The 15,399-nt window shown below is 37.8% G+C and carries 12 protein-coding genes, 4 tRNA genes and 1 pseudogene; 10 read left to right on the top strand and 7 right to left on the bottom strand.

Annotated elements, in window-relative coordinates; all coding sequences use genetic code 11:
• Together ACIQXP_RS14990 and ACIQXP_RS14985 are read left to right on the top strand one after the other, a co-directional pair.
• The coding region (locus ACIQXP_RS14990; protein WP_387505854.1) for a DUF5686 family protein at window positions 1-735 on the top strand (735 nt) is incomplete at its 5' end.
• A 157-nt stretch (window positions 736-892) separates the two neighbouring features.
• Window positions 893-1,255: a response regulator gene (locus ACIQXP_RS14985; RefSeq protein WP_387505853.1), complete on the top strand. Its 363-nt coding sequence runs from the start codon at window positions 893-895 to the stop codon at window positions 1,253-1,255.
• Between the two features lie 189 nt (window positions 1,256-1,444).
• Here ACIQXP_RS14985 and ACIQXP_RS14980 read toward each other — a convergent pair whose 3' ends face one another.
• A complete protein-coding gene (locus ACIQXP_RS14980; protein WP_387505858.1) occupies window positions 1,445-1,678 on the bottom strand; it encodes a helix-turn-helix domain-containing protein in 234 nt (77 codons plus the stop codon).
• 1,415 nt (window positions 1,679-3,093) lie between these two features.
• Between ACIQXP_RS14980 and ACIQXP_RS14975 the strand changes: the two genes are divergently transcribed.
• Together ACIQXP_RS14975 and ACIQXP_RS14970 are read left to right on the top strand one after the other, a co-directional pair.
• Complete coding sequence (locus tag ACIQXP_RS14975; protein ID WP_387505852.1) at window positions 3,094-3,234, top strand: hypothetical protein; 141 nt, start codon at window positions 3,094-3,096, stop codon at window positions 3,232-3,234.
• Window positions 3,231-4,154 (top strand): annotated as a pseudogene (locus tag ACIQXP_RS14970) (recombinase family protein); the annotation flags it as partial. The gene ACIQXP_RS14975 and the pseudogene ACIQXP_RS14970, both read left to right, overlap by 4 nt.
• Before the next feature lie 581 nt (window positions 4,155-4,735).
• Here ACIQXP_RS14970 and ACIQXP_RS14965 read toward each other — a convergent pair.
• Window positions 4,736-4,819 (bottom strand) — tRNA-Leu (locus tag ACIQXP_RS14965).
• A 68-nt stretch (window positions 4,820-4,887) separates the two neighbouring features.
• Window positions 4,888-4,963: transfer RNA gene (locus tag ACIQXP_RS14960), tRNA-Gly, on the bottom strand.
• Between the two features lie 560 nt (window positions 4,964-5,523).
• Between ACIQXP_RS14960 and ACIQXP_RS14955 the strand changes: the two genes are divergently transcribed.
• Both ACIQXP_RS14955 and ACIQXP_RS14950 read left to right on the top strand, forming a co-directional pair.
• Window positions 5,524-6,252 carry a hypothetical protein gene (locus tag ACIQXP_RS14955; protein WP_387505851.1) on the top strand — a complete coding sequence of 243 codons (729 nt, stop codon included), beginning with the start codon at window positions 5,524-5,526 and terminating at the stop codon, window positions 6,250-6,252.
• A gap of 29 nt (window positions 6,253-6,281) precedes the next feature.
• Entirely contained in the window at window positions 6,282-6,722 is a 441-nt protein-coding gene (locus ACIQXP_RS14950; RefSeq protein WP_387505850.1) for a hypothetical protein, read from the top strand.
• Window positions 6,723-6,814: 92 nt separating this feature from the next.
• Here ACIQXP_RS14950 and ACIQXP_RS14945 read toward each other — a convergent pair.
• The 3 genes from ACIQXP_RS14945 to ACIQXP_RS14935 all read right to left on the bottom strand — a co-directional run bounded on the left by ACIQXP_RS14945 (window position 6,815) and on the right by ACIQXP_RS14935 (window position 7,626).
• A tRNA-Leu gene (locus ACIQXP_RS14945) sits at window positions 6,815-6,898 on the bottom strand.
• Window positions 6,899-6,967: 69 nt separating this feature from the next.
• Window positions 6,968-7,043 (bottom strand) — tRNA-Gly (locus ACIQXP_RS14940).
• Between the two features lie 94 nt (window positions 7,044-7,137).
• A complete protein-coding gene (locus ACIQXP_RS14935; protein ID WP_387505849.1) occupies window positions 7,138-7,626 on the bottom strand; it encodes a regulatory protein RecX in 489 nt (162 codons plus the stop codon).
• A gap of 61 nt (window positions 7,627-7,687) precedes the next feature.
• On the opposite strand from ACIQXP_RS14935, the gene ACIQXP_RS14930 reads away from it, so the two are divergent.
• The 3 genes from ACIQXP_RS14930 (at window position 7,688) to ACIQXP_RS14920 (ending at window position 11,322) form a co-directional block, all read left to right on the top strand.
• Window positions 7,688-10,147 carry a bifunctional UDP-N-acetylmuramoyl-tripeptide:D-alanyl-D-alanine ligase/alanine racemase gene (locus tag ACIQXP_RS14930; protein ID WP_387505848.1) on the top strand — a complete coding sequence of 820 codons (2,460 nt, stop codon included), beginning with the start codon at window positions 7,688-7,690 and terminating at the stop codon, window positions 10,145-10,147.
• Between the two features lie 220 nt (window positions 10,148-10,367).
• A complete protein-coding gene (locus ACIQXP_RS14925; RefSeq protein WP_134203485.1) occupies window positions 10,368-10,958 on the top strand; it encodes a DUF502 domain-containing protein in 591 nt (196 codons plus the stop codon).
• A 166-nt stretch (window positions 10,959-11,124) separates the two neighbouring features.
• Entirely contained in the window at window positions 11,125-11,322 is a 198-nt protein-coding gene (locus ACIQXP_RS14920) for a hypothetical protein (protein ID WP_090980079.1), read from the top strand.
• A 242-nt stretch (window positions 11,323-11,564) separates the two neighbouring features.
• Here ACIQXP_RS14920 and ACIQXP_RS14915 read toward each other — a convergent pair whose 3' ends face one another.
• Entirely contained in the window at window positions 11,565-13,976 is a 2,412-nt protein-coding gene (locus ACIQXP_RS14915) for a TonB-dependent siderophore receptor (RefSeq protein ID WP_387505847.1), read from the bottom strand.
• Between the two features lie 252 nt (window positions 13,977-14,228).
• Between ACIQXP_RS14915 and ACIQXP_RS14910 the strand changes: the two genes are divergently transcribed.
• Complete coding sequence (locus tag ACIQXP_RS14910; RefSeq protein WP_387505846.1) at window positions 14,229-15,392, top strand: PAS domain-containing sensor histidine kinase; 1,164 nt, start codon at window positions 14,229-14,231, stop codon at window positions 15,390-15,392.
• The last annotated feature ends 7 nt before the right edge of the window (window positions 15,393-15,399 follow it).

Genomic DNA, 15,399 nt, shown 5'->3' with positions numbered 1-15,399 from the left:
TTTCAAACAGGAAATGGAACAATGCTTAATGACCTCACGGTTTCAGAAATCAATCTTGCACTCAGGTATGCACCACACGAACAAATTTTTTTAGGCACCGAACAACGACACCCGATTAAGAGTAAATATCCAATATTTACGCTTCAAAGTGCTTATGGTTTAAAGGGATTTGCAGGTGGAGAGTACCGTTACCTCTCCCTAAGTAGCACCGTTTACAAACGATTTTATTTATCTCAATTAGGTTATTCGGATATTACACTTCTTGGTGGTACGACTTTAGGTCGACTGCCTTTTCCATTGTTATCTATTTTGCCGGCAAACCAGACCTATCTTTACGATAAAAATGCCTACAACAATATGAATTTTCTGGAGTTTGTTGCCGACCATTATGTTGGCCTAAACTTAACACACGCGTTTGGAGGCTTCCTGCTCAATAAAGTTCCCTTAATTAAAAAATTAAAATTGAGGGAATTTATCTCTGCCAAAGTGATTTATGGCGGTTTGCGAGACGAGAACAATCCAACTTTACATTCAGAACTGCTACGTTTTCCCAGATCACTGGCTGGAAACCCCTTAACATTCCCTTTGGGAAAAACACCTTATGCAGAGCTAGGTGTTGGCGTTGGAAATATCTTTAAAGTACTCCGCTTAGATCTGATTAAACGGTTTGGTTATCTTGATCATGGAGGTGTAAGCTCACTAGGTCTTCGATTTACGATTGGTACTGACCTTTAATAAACATTCCGCTCCTATTACAAGATTTCAGTATTTCTACAGAATTGAAATCTAGTTTCGTTGAAAATATCTGATCGTTTGGGAGCTGGATATTAGCGATTGCTATCCTATACGTTTTTGTTATGTAGCCAGGATGTTTGTATCTTTGATTGCATTTATGAAGAAAAAAGTTGTGCTTGTGCAGGATAATGAAGATATCTTAAACATTATGGATCAGGTTTTGGAGGAAGAAAGATTTAATGTCACTTCATCTCTAACAACGGAACCTATTAAAAATATTGATAAAATTAATCCTGATGTAGTTGTAATCGATGAGCACATTAAAGGAGCAGTTCGGGGATCTGAGGTTGTTAAAGATTTAAAAGCAGGTCTTGAAACTCAAGATTTGCCAGTTATTTTAACTTCGACATCAGATAAACTACTAGAACAGGCAGAAGCATGTAAGGCAGACGATTACATTCAAAAACCTTTTGATATTGACCACATGGTTGATGTAGTAAAACGTAATTCCGAAGATTAATTTATTACCGAACTAGTATTTTGGAAAACAAAAAGCTTTCAACCCCTCTTCACCAAAAATAAAAATGACGATTATTTCTGATAAGCTTTTTGTCTGTGGTATCTGAAATTGGTTTGATGTGGTCAATCAAATTGGTTTATCCATTTAAAGAATCAATGTCAACAATTAAAATTGCCATTTTTTAAATTGTTACGCAGTTTGCCCTAATACACTTTTAAAGGTTTTATTCAAATGGCTTTCGTCGGTAGAGTTCATTTCTTTTGCAATCTTATAAATCGTGAGATCACTATATTTAAGACGGGTTTTAATAATCTCTAATTTGTATCTGGTAATGTAGTCTGTAATTGTACTCCCGGTTTGTTGTTTGAAATATCTATTCAAATAATCTGGGGATTTGTTGAAGTGGATCGATATATTTTCAATCTTAATAAGTTCCTTGTCATAAATATGTTTTTGAATATATACTGTTATTTCATGGGCCCTATCTTATGGGTTATGGATTTTAGAAATAGTGATTGTATTTTGAATATTTCTTGCAATTAAGTGTCTTAGTAAAAAAACGATGTTTTGAGTGATGATGTTCGAAAAAGAAAGCTGTTTTCCTGCTCTTCTATGAGTTGATTGATCAATACCTCAAATAAGTTCTTCTCTGAATCTGCGATAAGATTTCCAGTTATGCTATGATGGTGATGGAATATATTTATTAAAAAAAATACAAAATCATTAAAGGTCAAAGGGGATCAAACCTAATTATAGTAAAAAAGATATAAAATAAACACGGAATTGTATAAACTTATTTTTGCATCTTTATATTAGATTTGCGTAACTCAAAGCAAACTAGTTCCTGAAAATGGAAAAGTTCACATGGTTTTGCCTATAGTGTGGCTTCCTGATTATTCTTATGCCTTATTAATTCGCGTAATAGATGTTGAACTTGATCAAAACGTCTATGTAGACCATAGAGAAAGACCACCCGATAAGGACATTCGCATAGCCATTCAAAGTTTTCGGATATATGATTTAATGTTTTTGCTGCACAGGTATTTTCCTGCTGGTAGCCTATAATCCATTCACATAGCCTATGCTATGTCCAAAAATTAGGATAAAAATTAAATTTTTATATCATGAAAAAGATATTTTTTGTAGTTGCTTTAGTTGCAACTGCATGGACCTAGAGCCGAACTTATTCGAATGTCAGACCATTTTATACTTCCTGATAAGAATAACAAGTTGACTAAAGCAGAAAATTTTAGACAAGATGAAGTCATTCAAGTTGGTGCTGAGATTTCATACTAGAATTATCAAAATATGGTCCTTTTCTAGAAAAGTGTTTGATTAATGGCCTTCGAATAAAAATATTATACTAGTGTTTAATTTGTTCATTTTCAAAAGTTTAACAATCCTTAAAAATGCCTTATTTAATTCTTTAACTAAAAGTCTGACAGTTTAATTTTCTAAGGCTAAAAGTGATGAGGAATAAAACAGCTTTCCCCTTGCAAAAAAGGATGTTTTTTCTTAATTTTAAAATAGAAATCAAGGGTAAAAAGTCTGACAAAAGTCTGCCAAATAGCCCCTAAAAATAGCGAAATGAGAAAAGTAAAACCCCTCTCAGAGTATCAAAAAGGCATCTACGGAGAAATATTAAGCGAATTTTTCAATCCGATATTCTCCACCCTCAGTATGTCCTAATCAAATTGTAACTTAATATCTGACCTCTTCTCCAACACAGATTTCCTTCAGGTTGACCCACTCATAATCAATAAATCCTTGGGTAGTCTGTAAGTTATAACGTTACATTTTCCTTTCGTCTGCCGACCTTGTTCCTTTAAAGATGAGCTATGAAGAATGACGAAGAAACTGGGCAACTTCATGAGAAATGTGAAGAACTAATAGAGCCTAAAATTTTAGGAAACGAGGAAAAATTACTAAATTTAATAGTAGAAATTATCGTTAAAATACTTTTAAAGGAGGTCAAATGAATGCGATTGGATATGTGCGTTTGAGTATTAAAGATCAGTCCCAATACTCATTGGGTTATCAAGAAAAAAGCATAGCTGATTATTGTGAGAAAAATGGAGTTGAGCTATTAGAAGTGTTTAGCGACAATGGGAAGAGTAGTTATACTTTTGATAGACCTGATTACATTGCCCTTGAGGATTTCATTAAACAGCGTAAGGGAAAGATTCAGTTTTTAGTAGTAATGGATCATGATCGCTTTAGTCGCAACCTTTCTGAGGCGCTAGCAAAGATTGAGAACCTTGAAAAAAAATATGGTATAAAGGTTTTAGCCACTAACGAGGCTCTTGACATAGATACGGAAGATCCTAATGTTTTTATGCAGAGAGCTTTCAAATATCTTATGGCAAATCAAGAACTATTCAGTATAAGGAAGCGTATAAAGATGGGAGTGAGGCATGCAATAGAAAACGGAAGATTTATAAACAAAGCTCCTTTCGCATACATTAACGCCAAAGAAGATGGGGGTAAATCAACGATCAAAATAGATCCGGATAAGGCAATAATTATCCGTAAAATCTTTTCTGATTACATAGATGGGAAAATGCCATATATCATACATAAAGAGGTGAAAGAAATGGGATTTCCCGCAAAGGGAAATAGTGCTATAGTACGAGTATTAAGCAACTGCGTTTATGCGGGCCTTATCAAAGTCCCTGCTGAGAAAAATTCTGCTGGACGTTACGTGAAAGGAAAGCATCAGGGAATTATAGACGAAAACGATTATTGGCTTGTGCAAAAAATGCTAGAGAACAAACGTCCCAGTAAAACACAACCGCATGAAGACAGTCCATTAAGGGGAATTTTAAAATGTCCTTGCGGCTTGAGCATGACCTCGGGGTGGAGCAAAGGAAAAAAGAAATATTATCTTTATTATCGATGCACAAAACACCATAGCATTAATATCTCAGCTGTCAAATTGCACGAAGAATGGAATGAGATTTTAACGCTTTTAAGTTTTAGCAAAGAGCAGATTCAATATATAACAGATAATAGCAAAAAGCTGATACAGGCTAAACTTCAATCCAATGTTGAAAAAGTTGCTGAAAATAGATCAGCCTTAAAGGAAATAGAACACAAGATTCAGCGGTTAGAGGAAAAGATGATGAACGACGAAATCGAATCATCCACTTATAAAAAATGGTTTTCTAAATATTCTGGTGAAAAAGGGTATTTGTTGAGTGAGATTAAAAAACTAAATGCTGGGGACCCAAAGAGATTTGCTTCGATATTAAAGCTTTTGCCGGAATTGATAAGTATTCCTGCGATCTTCGAGAAAGCTAACATCATAGATCAGCATTCATTAATTCGAGAGGTGTTCAAACATGATATCATATATTCTGAAGGTGCGTGTCGAACACTTTCAATTAATCCAATGTTTGCACATAACGTATTGAAATTCAAAGAGAAAGGGTTGCTCTTTTTGGAGCAACCCTCTTCAAAAATGGGGGCAATTCCCATTCGTACTCGGGGCGGGAATCGAACCCGCACGCCTTTGAAAGCACAGGATTTTAAGTCCTGCGTGTCTACCAGTTCCACCACCCGAGCATTAGCCGCTGCCGATCTCCATCGGCTTGGTTAACTTAAAAATAAATGCCTTCTGGTAGGAAGGCATTTGGAGCGAAAGACGAGATTCGAACTCGCGACCCCGACCTTGGCAAGGTCGTGCTCTACCAACTGAGCTACTTTCGCAAAATTAACACATATGTTGTGTTCCTTTGGGGTTGCAAATATAGAAATATAAATATCACTGTCAAAAAATAATTTAATTTTTTTTGCTTTAATCATTGTTTCCAGTGGTTTTTTAAGGCGTCTACCACAGAAATCAGTTGATTGAATTTTGATTTTAATTCTGGAAATTTAAAGATTATCAGGTAGTTGAAAGCGGCTGGTCAGCTCAGACGAAAGAAAAATCATCAGGTAAAAAAATAAAAAAAAATATGTGGTTGTTCCTGTTATTGTTGATGTAATTCAATATTAACTTTTAAGCAAGGATGAAAATCAAAGAAATTTACTTTTTGTGGTGATAGCTGGAATAACATTGCCTCGGGAATTTAAATATTGATGGCTTGCAGATACAGGTTATTGACGATAAAGTAGCGGTTCACCATCCGGATAAACGGCGATTGAATAGTAAAAACTTTTATTAACTTACTCTGGTTTATGGATTGCGATGAATGATAGCTTTATATTTCCGGTTTCGGCTGGATATATCAGGCTTATTTATTAAAGCACATCAGATTAGTTGCCGAATGAAAAGACAAATAGATGCATTCCTCATGATAGCAGTATGCGGGCTTTTGGCCTGTAATGCTAAAACAGCACAGAAGCAAGATTCGGTAAAGGTAGACCCGGCGCTGCGAAAGCCGGTTGCCGAACAAAAACGAAATAACCTTGGTGAACACATTGACAGCATGACTTTTGTAGAATATCTGGATGATGGTGATTATTTTCAGATTTTGGCAAAGAAAGGTGATAGTTTCATTGTGCTGATCAATGAAGCGGATACCACCAGAAACCTGAATCGTGGAGATAAGATACAGGTTGCCTGGAAAGACGGTACGGTTACCGTTCCCGGAGATCAAGAGGCCGAAATGCCCGCCAGGTTGCTGGTCTCTGTAAAGAAAACGGCCGACGGACCGGTAACTGCCTTCAGAAATAACTATGGTAAAAAAATAAAATATACCTGGTCTACCGAAGAGGAATTTACTTCATCATACCTTGATAAGGTTTATCGCTTAACAGAATATTACCTCACCCAAACCAAAAACCCTTTACTGCGGGCGGCCATAAAAAAACGGGAGGAACTGACTTATTCTATCGAATCGGCAGAAAGGAACGGTGAGCGCTACAGGGTAATTGGTATTGCACCTATAGGACCAAACGGCAGTAATATTGTTCAGTGGCTTTATGTTGGAGAAGAGAAGGGCCAGGTTTACGAATATGATCTTCCCGGGGATAAACTGGTTGCATTTGATTAACTGACTGATTAAACTCATTTACAGAAGTAATGACCAAACTTATTTTAAAATATTGGATCATCGATTTACTGGTAGGCTTCGTTTTGTATGTAGCCTACATCATCACCATTATGAATTCATCAGCCTCGGGTAACGGCCTGGAGGCTACAATCCTTTATTTTGCCGATATCGTTCTAAACATCGGTTTTTCGTTATTGTACCTGGCTGCAGCGGTAATTTGTTCTTTCACAGTTCTTTTAAATTTTATTCGGGAAATCAGGAACAGTCCCTTTTTTTCATGGCTTAGCTTTTCAGGTGCGCCGGTTTTGCTGATCGGGATGTTTATTGCCAGTTTATCAATAGATGGTTATCATTATAGCGAAAATGTGATGACCAAACTATGGATCTTTGCACTACTTTATCCGTGTATCACCACAATTTTATATGTGCGGTTTAGAAAGCAATACAGAAACTCAATAGCATTCCGGTAAAGCGCGTTAGCTGAGTGTTAGGATTCAACTACAAAAGTGATTAAAATAAAAAACCTTTCATTTCTGAAAGGTTTTTATTCGATTTTTTGATGTACTCGGGGCGGGAATCGAACCCGCACGCCTTTGAAAGCACAGGATTTTAAGTCCTGCGTGTCTACCAGTTCCACCACCCGAGCATTAGCCGCTGCCGATCTCCATCGGCTTGGTTAACTTTAAAATAAATGCCTTCTGGTAGGAAGGCATTTTGGAGCGAAAGACGAGATTCGAACTCGCGACCCCGACCTTGGCAAGGTCGTGCTCTACCAACTGAGCTACTTTCGCGTTTACAAAACTGATGTTGTTGTTTCGTTTTGGTGATGCAAATATAGGCAGATTTATATATCTGTCAAGGGATTTTTTATTAAAAATTTAATATTTAATTTAAATTGCTGGCTTTCAGTACAAGTAAAATTAAATCAGTTTCAAATCCTTTTGCCTGAAGGTAGCTCATCAGCTTACTTTTCCGCTTATACGGATCACTTTCACCCAAACTTTGTGCTTTTTTTACTGCTAATTTTTCTATCGCCTGTAAATAATCATCTTCATCGATACTGTAAATTGCTTTTTGTAAAATTTTATCAGGAACACCTTTCAATTTCAAACCCTGCTTTATTTTAATCCGACCCCAATGTTTGATGTTAAATTTGCCCGAGGCATAATGTTTGGCAAACCTTTCCTCATTTAAAAAATTGTTGATGATCAGCTCGGTAATAATTTCTTCCAGTTCATCTCCGCGCATTCCCCATTCAACCAGTTTATAGCGCACCTCTTTTTGCGAGCGCTCTTGGTAAACACAAAAACTTTCGGCTTTTACCAAAGCTTGCTTTTTATCTAATATTACTGCTTCTTCTTTACTGCTTTTCATAATTAATTACTGAAATTCGTAAAAATAAAAGCGATTACCTTATTTTTCTGAATATAATAGCATGCAAAATCCCATATATACGGTTTCCAAAATAGCTGAAATTTTAAATGCCAATACCAAATTGTTTGATGGAGAGCTTATTATCCATTACCTGGTTATTGACAGTCGCTCGGTTTTGCTGCCAGAAAGTTCTATGTTTTTTGCGCTTTCTTCACACCGTAACGGACACGAATTTATTAAAGATGCCTATGCAAGGGGAATCAGGAATTTTGTAGTTACCGAAGCAAAATATATTCATGAATATCCGGATGGTAATTTTTTACTGGTAAATGATGCCCTGGCGGCGCTACAAAAATTAAGCGCATATCACCGGAATCAATTTGATTTAAAAACAATTGGTATTACCGGCAGTAACGGGAAAACCATCGTTAAAGAATGGTTATATCAGCTTTTAGCAGCCGACTTTAATATTGTTAAGAGCCCTAAAAGTTATAATTCGCAGATCGGAGTACCGCTTTCTATATGGCAGATTGAGGCTGAGCACACCCTCGGTATTTTTGAGGCCGGTATTTCTGCGGTGAATGAGATGGTACATTTAGCTGAAATAATCCGCCCTGAAATTGGAATTTTAACCAATATCGGTGAGGCTCATGCCGAAGGATTCAGTTCAAAAAAAGAAAAACTTACCGAAAAACTGAAACTCTTTTCAACATCCGAACTATTGATTTACGCACCGGAATATGTAGGTGAAATAGGTATAAAAAACCTGCCTGGTAAAAAACAGTTTTGCTGGAGCAGTAAACAGGCGGCAGATCTGCAGATCACTACTGTTGAACCCATTGAAGGAAGATGTTATTTAAGGGCCATTTATCAAAACAGGGAGATTGAATGTATTCTTCCCTTTAAAGATAAAGCTTCAATAGAAAATGGCATGATCTGCTGGGCAACATTATTGGCTTTGGGTTATAGCCCGGAGCAGGCTGATCTGCGGTTGGAGAAACTGAGCCCCGTAAGCATGCGTCTGGAATTAAAAAACGGCATCAATCAGTGTTCCGTTATTGACGATTCGTATAGTGCTGATATTTCTTCTTTGGCCATCGCACTCGATTTTTTAAACCAGCAAAACCAGCATCCTAAGAAAACCGTTATCCTTTCCGAATTGTTCGAAACCGGACGAGATGATCTTGATTTGTATACTGAAATAGCCGGATTGCTAGCGCAAAAAAAGATAAACCGTTTAATCGGCATCGGCGCTAACATAGCCCGTTATGCCAATCTGTTTATGTTCGAAACGCAGTTTTTCGAGAATACCAGTGCTTTTGTTGAGGCTTTTCCGGGTTTATATTTTAACCACGAAACGATACTGGTAAAAGGGGCCAGGCGCTTTGATTTTGGGCGCATCAGTAAATTACTTACCCAAAAAATACACGATACCGTTTTAGAGATCGATCTGAATGCAATGGTGGGAAACCTGCAGTTTTACCGTTCTAAAATTAAGCCTGGCGTTAAAATAATGGCAATGGTTAAGGCCTTTTCTTATGGCAGCGGAAGTTTTGAAATTGCCAATTTATTGCAGTTCCACAAAGTAGATTATTTGGCGGTAGCTTATGCCGATGAGGGCATTGCTTTGCGTAAAGCCGGAATTACTTTGCCTATTATGGTGATGAGCCCGGAAGAATCTGCCTTCGAAGCCATTATCAAACACCGGCTGGAGCCTGAAATTTATAGCATAGAGATCCTGAATAGTTTCTTGAATGCCTTATCTGATTACGATTTTGATTATCCCATCCACCTTAAAATAGATAGTGGCATGCACCGGCTGGGTTTCGATCAGGCTGAAATAGGTGCCTTAGCCGTCCTGCTAAAAGATTCTGCAAGGCTAAAAGTACAGAGTATTTTCTCTCACCTGGTGGCTAGCGATGCTGCAGAACACGATGGATTTACCCAGCACCAGATTGATGTATTTAAAATCGCAGCTACTCAATTGGTTAACATTTTAGGTTATAAGCCATTATTACATATCTCGAATACTTCTGGTATCTCACGCTGGCCTGATGCGCAAATGGATATGGTACGTTTGGGTATAGGTTTGTATGGTTTTGATTCTGCGGTAACCAATAACCGCGGTTTGCAAACGGTAATGGTGCTTAAAACAACCGTTACACAGGTGAAGCAGTTGGCGCCGGGCGAAACTGTAGGATATGGAAGGAGGGGAGTTATGCCAGACGGCGGAAAAATTGCAACCGTAAAAATTGGTTATGCAGATGGCTACACCAGGTATTTTGGTAATGGCGTTGGCAAAATGCTCATCAACGGCCATTTAGTGCCTACAATTGGCTCAATTTGTATGGATATGACCATGCTGGATGTGACAGGCATCGAGGTGAAACCCGGAGATGAAGCTATCGTTTTCAATAAGGAGCATACCATTATGCAGCTGGCTAAAGATATTGGTACCATTCCTTACGAAATCCTGACCAATATCTCGCAGCGGGTTAAACGTGTATATTTCTATGAATAACGCATTGGTTTAGTTCGTCAGTCATGTAGTACGGCAAATCGCCAATTGGTCCGGATGTTCATTGGTCATGAGTATGGCAGATTGCATAATGGAGATTTAGACATTAATTTCTGTTGACTATGCTAAGTAATAGTCTAATAATAGATCGTAAATTTATACGCTGCACCAATCCACTAATGACTAGTGAAAAAATGAACTAAAAAAACACTAATTTTACACCATGAATAGAGTTGGGAAAGCCATATTAAACTATCTGATTAAAGGTTTATTAATTGTGGTACCCATTGCGGTGAGTATTTTTATTGTCGTTTGGGCGGTTACCACAGTTGACAGCTGGTTAAATGTAAAAAATGTGCTTGGTGTAAATCCACTTACCGGCGAAAGCAGGAATATTCCGGGCCTGGGTTTGCTTACCGTTTTGACGATTATTTTGCTGGCCGGCATTTTTGTAACCAATTTGGTTACCGAGCCCATGTACAACTGGTTTCAGCGGATGATGCAACGCCTGCCGCTGTTTAATTTCATCTACTCTTCCATAAAAGATTTAACCGAAGCCTTTGTGGGCGACGAGAAGAAATTTAACCACCCGGTATTGGTTGAGGTAGAAGGCGGTTTAAAAAAAATTGGTTTTTTAACACAAAACGATTTGCATAAACTGGATTTACCCAATGAAGTGGCGGTTTATTTTCCGCTCTCTTATTCCTTTGCTGGTCAGCTGTGTATTGTGCAGCGTGACAAGGTTACTGATTTAAAAATGACAGCAGCTGATGCCATGAAACTGGTGGTTAGTGGTGGAGTGAGCGGACTCTAGATCGCTCTTTTCAAAGCGATTACGATCGTCAAATCCGATGTCCTTAAACACACAATCAGAAAGTGTAAATCAATATGAATCTGATAAAGTTTCAATTTACGTTTACTTTACCGGATAAAAAACCAAAGTGGTTGTGATTGCGTAAGTATGCAAATACGCAATCATTATGGAACATAAGGGAAAATTCATTAAAAGAGCATCACTTGATATCAACCAGCTGGACAGCATCAGAATTGGGGATTTTTTATCAGATGAATACGGCAAATCCGGCAAAGTATGCGAAATTGAAAAGGTGGAGCGCTATGGTGAATACCACTATTATTTCAAACTATCTAAAACGGGCACGATATTAATTATTCTTTAATTTTTATCGGCATTACGTGATCAGTTTTTGCTGAATACTTACTGTCTGCTGTGCGAGAGCGCAAAGAGAACCATTGATCATTTGTGCCGGGGGTGATTATCGTAGAAAATAAGTTGAATACTTTCAACGTCAACCTATTGATATTCCTGTTGAATTATTTAAACATTTAATATCACTTCAAGCTCACCTGCGATGAGATTGAAGTGATGGATCTGGATTAAGCTGTCTTTAACCCTTTTTCGCTAAAATCTATAAGATAAGGTAGTAGCAAATTGGCGCGGAGCAATTGGATTTACACTATAGTTTTCGTGCACAAAATAATTCAGTGCATTGGTAAGGTTAGAAACTTTTGCAAGCAGCGAGAACTTTTTCCAGCTGTACCCCGCAGAAAGATCGAACGTGGTAAAGGCGCTTAACGGGATTAGCCTTAGTGTTGTTGCATTTTTAGCATCGTTCCAGCCGCCATTGCGTTTGCCGGTATAAAATGCCGAGGCACCCAATTTTAAACCTTTTATTGCTCCATCCTGAAAAGTATAGAATAAGGTTGCGTTCGCCGTGTTTTTCGTTGTACCCACTAGGCGAACATTTTCAATCATACCGGTAACATCAGGCGTGTTGGTGAAACGCATAAAGTTGTAGCTAAATCCTGCCGTGAAATTTAAACCGGTTAAAATGGCGCCCGTTAAATCGATTTCAAGGCCGTCACTTACGGTAGTTCCGTTTAATTGTTTGAGGTTGGTATTGGAGTTAAGGTTACCATTTTGATCATACATAGCGGTTTGCGCAGTGTTATTGTTCCTGATTTTGTAATAAGTTAGATTGGCCGATAACCTACCTCCGAATAGATCATTTTTTATACCAGCCTCATATTGATCTACCAATGATGGCGGAAGCGCCTCAAAATAAATGTCGGTACCGGTGTTGGTTATAAAGTTGCCCGCATAGCTGATGTACAGTGACGTGGTTTTAAGAGGCTGGTATATTAATCCTAATTTAGGAGAAAAAGCATCATCAAACTTTGTTGCCCCCGGTGTAGTTATTCCGGTTTCTAAATTCAAGGCCCTTGAACTGGCATTTTTCTGGTCTGTATAACGTAGGCCTGCCAAAACCTTAAATTGGTCATTTACTTCGATCAAGTCCTGGACAAAAGCACCATATCTGTATATTGGTGCAAGTGTGCTGGTTATGGCGAGAGCTTCAGGCATTACCCCTGAACCATAATAGGTGGCCGGATCAAATACATTTACATTGCCATAATTTAAGGTTGTGATATTGGCACCCTTCGCATCTTTACCATAAGCGAAGGCATTACTGGTTACTCTGGATTGATCGGCATCTGCACCAAATAAAACGGTATGTTTAATCTTTCCTGTATGGAAACTTCCGTTAACATTAATTTGCTGGTTATAAGTAAATTCTTTACTGAGTGCTCTTGAAAGATTTCTCGCTGCAATACCCGATGTATTGGCTTGGATGCGGTCAGATCCATAATAATTGCGATTGTAAGATTGGAAGGAACCAATGGCATTTAACTTCCAGTTGCTGTTAAATTTATGTGTGATATTGGCCTGCGCAGTAGCCGTATTTGTTTTATTGTAAGCCCATGGTGTGTTGATGAATGCACTCCGTCCAAAATCTACAATCTGGTTATTCACCGATCCCACACCAAAATCGGGAGTGAAATCACTTTTCAAATAATCACCCTGGATCAAAACTTCCGTCTGCTCACTTATCTGATACAACATTGATGGATTAATATAAAAACGTTTTGATTTTACATTATCCCGAAAACTTCCTGCATTTTCATAAGTGCTGATTGCCCTAAAGGCTAGTTTCTTGGATACCGGACCGTAAAAATCAATCATTGGCTTGTATTGATCATAACTACCTGTACGCATACTGATTTCACCACCAGTTTCAAATTTAGGCTTTTTAGTCACCATATTTACAACGGCTCCACCCGTTACACCACCATAAAGTAAAGCAGCACTACCTTTTAACACTTCTACTGATTCCAGTGTACTCGCCTCCGGACTGCCGCCAATAGTTGTTCTTGCGCCATTTTTAAAAATGTTATTGCTGCCCAGGCTATAACCTCTGGCATAGAAGTTTTCGCCAACGGCCCCGCGATTGGCACCTAAAGCAACGCCATTTACATTTTTCATTACATCGCCAAGGGTATTCGCCTGTTGATCTGTGATAACCTGATTTCCTATAATTTGTACAGCCTGCGGAAGATCAATAGGTGCAATGGCAATTTTACCTAAATTAACCGGTTTTCTATTGGGAGTTTTATAAGCATTAACCGCTACTTCATCTAATTGTGAAGATGATTCTGCGATGGTGAAATCTGCATTTACGGTTTGACCGGTAGTTACAACAACTGACTTTTCCTGTGCAGAAATGCCTACCGAAGATATCTTGATGATGTACGTTCCAGATGGAACATTCTTGATTGTGAAATTACCTTTTTCGTCAGTTTGAGTGGTTTTACCCGTATTTTTCAAACCAACATTGATGTACGCTGCCGGGATCCCATCGCTGGTTTTGATAAGACCTGCAATTGACCCTGTTTTATCTTGTGCCATAATATTTCCTGTCAAAACCAGAAAAAGGACAATGAAATTTAAAAGAAACGTAAAATTTTTATTCATCTTATTTAGATTGATTCTTATTTGTCGCAAAGAAAACAATTTTGCGGATCAAAATCAAATTATTTTTATTTATTCTAAATAAGATTAATTGAAGTGCTGAACTCCTTTACATGAATTAAAAGCAATGAAAGATTATTAAAATCAACAATTTCGAAGAATAGCCAAACATTTGTGAAGTTAGGCTTGTATCATAACTAGTTCAATTGGTTTATTCAACATATTGTCGTAGCCCGGTTTTAATTTAAAGTATAAATGGAAAGATATTCAAAAGTTTTAAGCAATGACCAGCTTTTAGAGGTTCTTTCTTTATCAAAAGATGCAACAGCCATCTACACATCAGCAGATATTGTAATTGAAATGGCTAATGATGCCATGATTGATTTTTGGGACAAAGACCGTTCTATTATCGGTAAACCACTGGAAGATGCCGTGCCCGAATTAAAGGGGCAACCTTTTATTCATATGCTCAAAAATGTAATGTTAACAGGAGTAACAGATAAAGGTAATGCAATACCGGCTGAAACAATGAGGGACGGGAGGCTTCAAACTGCTTATTATAGCTACGAATACCGCGCAATAAAGGATGAGTCTGGAATTCCCTATTGTATTCTTCATACGGCCAGTGATGTTACCGACATGGTAAAAGCCGAAAACGCCATTAAAGAAACTGAACTACAGCGTGAAGCACTCGATCAGGAACAGATTTTAATCAGCATAAAGGAAGAACAACAAAAAAATGATTTTATCAGCATGGTAAGCCATGAACTGAAAACACCTTTAACTTCCATGAGTGCTTACGTGCAACTGATGCAGAGTAAAAACCTAGCAGATGTTTTTGTGATAAACACATTGGCAAAGGTTCAGAAGCAGATTCGCAAAATGAGTACCCTGATCAGTTCTTTTTTAAATGTATCACGTTTGGAATCGGGAGAAATTCAATTGAATTTGTCGCATTTTGACCTGGATAAGGTAGCCCTGGATGTGATAGAAGACTTAAGATTAATTTATCCCGGTAATCAAATCGATTTTGAAGCAGGAGCGTCTAAATTAATTTACGCCGATAAAGATAAAATTGGTTCTGTTATTTCAAATCTGATCAGCAATGCCGTAAAATATTCAGATTTAAACAGCACGGTTTTAGTTAAATCGGTAATCAGCGACAATGATGTTCAGGTGTCGGTAACTGACTTTGGTATTGGTATACAGGCCCATGATCTGGAAAAACTTTTTGACCGGTTTTATCGTGTTTCAAGCCAGCAGACCAGAACCATTTCGGGATTTGGAATAGGATTGTACCTAAGCGCTGAGATCATTAATTTACATAAAGCTAAAATCTGGGCAGAAAGTGAATATGGCAAAGGTTCTACCTTTCATTTCCGTATTCCATTTGCTTCTCAATCCACTAATCTAAAATAAACAACAC

It is taken from the genome of Pedobacter suwonensis (assembly GCF_044762335.1).
In the GTDB taxonomy this organism is placed as follows: Bacteria; Bacteroidota; Bacteroidia; order Sphingobacteriales; family Sphingobacteriaceae; genus Pedobacter.
Note: the sequence above shows the minus strand (reverse complement) of the source record. Positions and strands in the feature narration are given on the sequence as shown.

What these genes read in the sequence shown, in the direction of transcription:
- ACIQXP_RS14985 (WP_387505853.1), top strand. Translation starts at nt 893, where the DNA reads ATGAAGAAAAAAGTTGTGCTTGTGCAGGATAATGAAGATATCTTAAAC.
- ACIQXP_RS14975 (WP_387505852.1), top strand. Translation starts at nt 3,094, where the DNA reads ATGAAGAATGACGAAGAAACTGGGCAACTTCATGAGAAATGTGAAGAA.
- ACIQXP_RS14955 (WP_387505851.1), top strand. Translation starts at nt 5,524, where the DNA reads ATGAAAAGACAAATAGATGCATTCCTCATGATAGCAGTATGCGGGCTT.
- ACIQXP_RS14950 (WP_387505850.1), top strand. Translation starts at nt 6,282, where the DNA reads ATGACCAAACTTATTTTAAAATATTGGATCATCGATTTACTGGTAGGC.
- ACIQXP_RS14935 (WP_387505849.1), bottom strand. Translation starts at nt 7,626, where the DNA reads ATGAAAAGCAGTAAAGAAGAAGCAGTAATATTAGATAAAAAGCAAGCT.
- ACIQXP_RS14930 (WP_387505848.1), top strand. Translation starts at nt 7,688, where the DNA reads ATGCAAAATCCCATATATACGGTTTCCAAAATAGCTGAAATTTTAAAT.
- ACIQXP_RS14925 (WP_134203485.1), top strand. Translation starts at nt 10,368, where the DNA reads ATGAATAGAGTTGGGAAAGCCATATTAAACTATCTGATTAAAGGTTTA.
- ACIQXP_RS14920 (WP_090980079.1), top strand. Translation starts at nt 11,125, where the DNA reads ATGGAACATAAGGGAAAATTCATTAAAAGAGCATCACTTGATATCAAC.
- ACIQXP_RS14915 (WP_387505847.1), bottom strand. Translation starts at nt 13,976, where the DNA reads ATGAATAAAAATTTTACGTTTCTTTTAAATTTCATTGTCCTTTTTCTG.
- ACIQXP_RS14910 (WP_387505846.1), top strand. Translation starts at nt 14,229, where the DNA reads ATGGAAAGATATTCAAAAGTTTTAAGCAATGACCAGCTTTTAGAGGTT.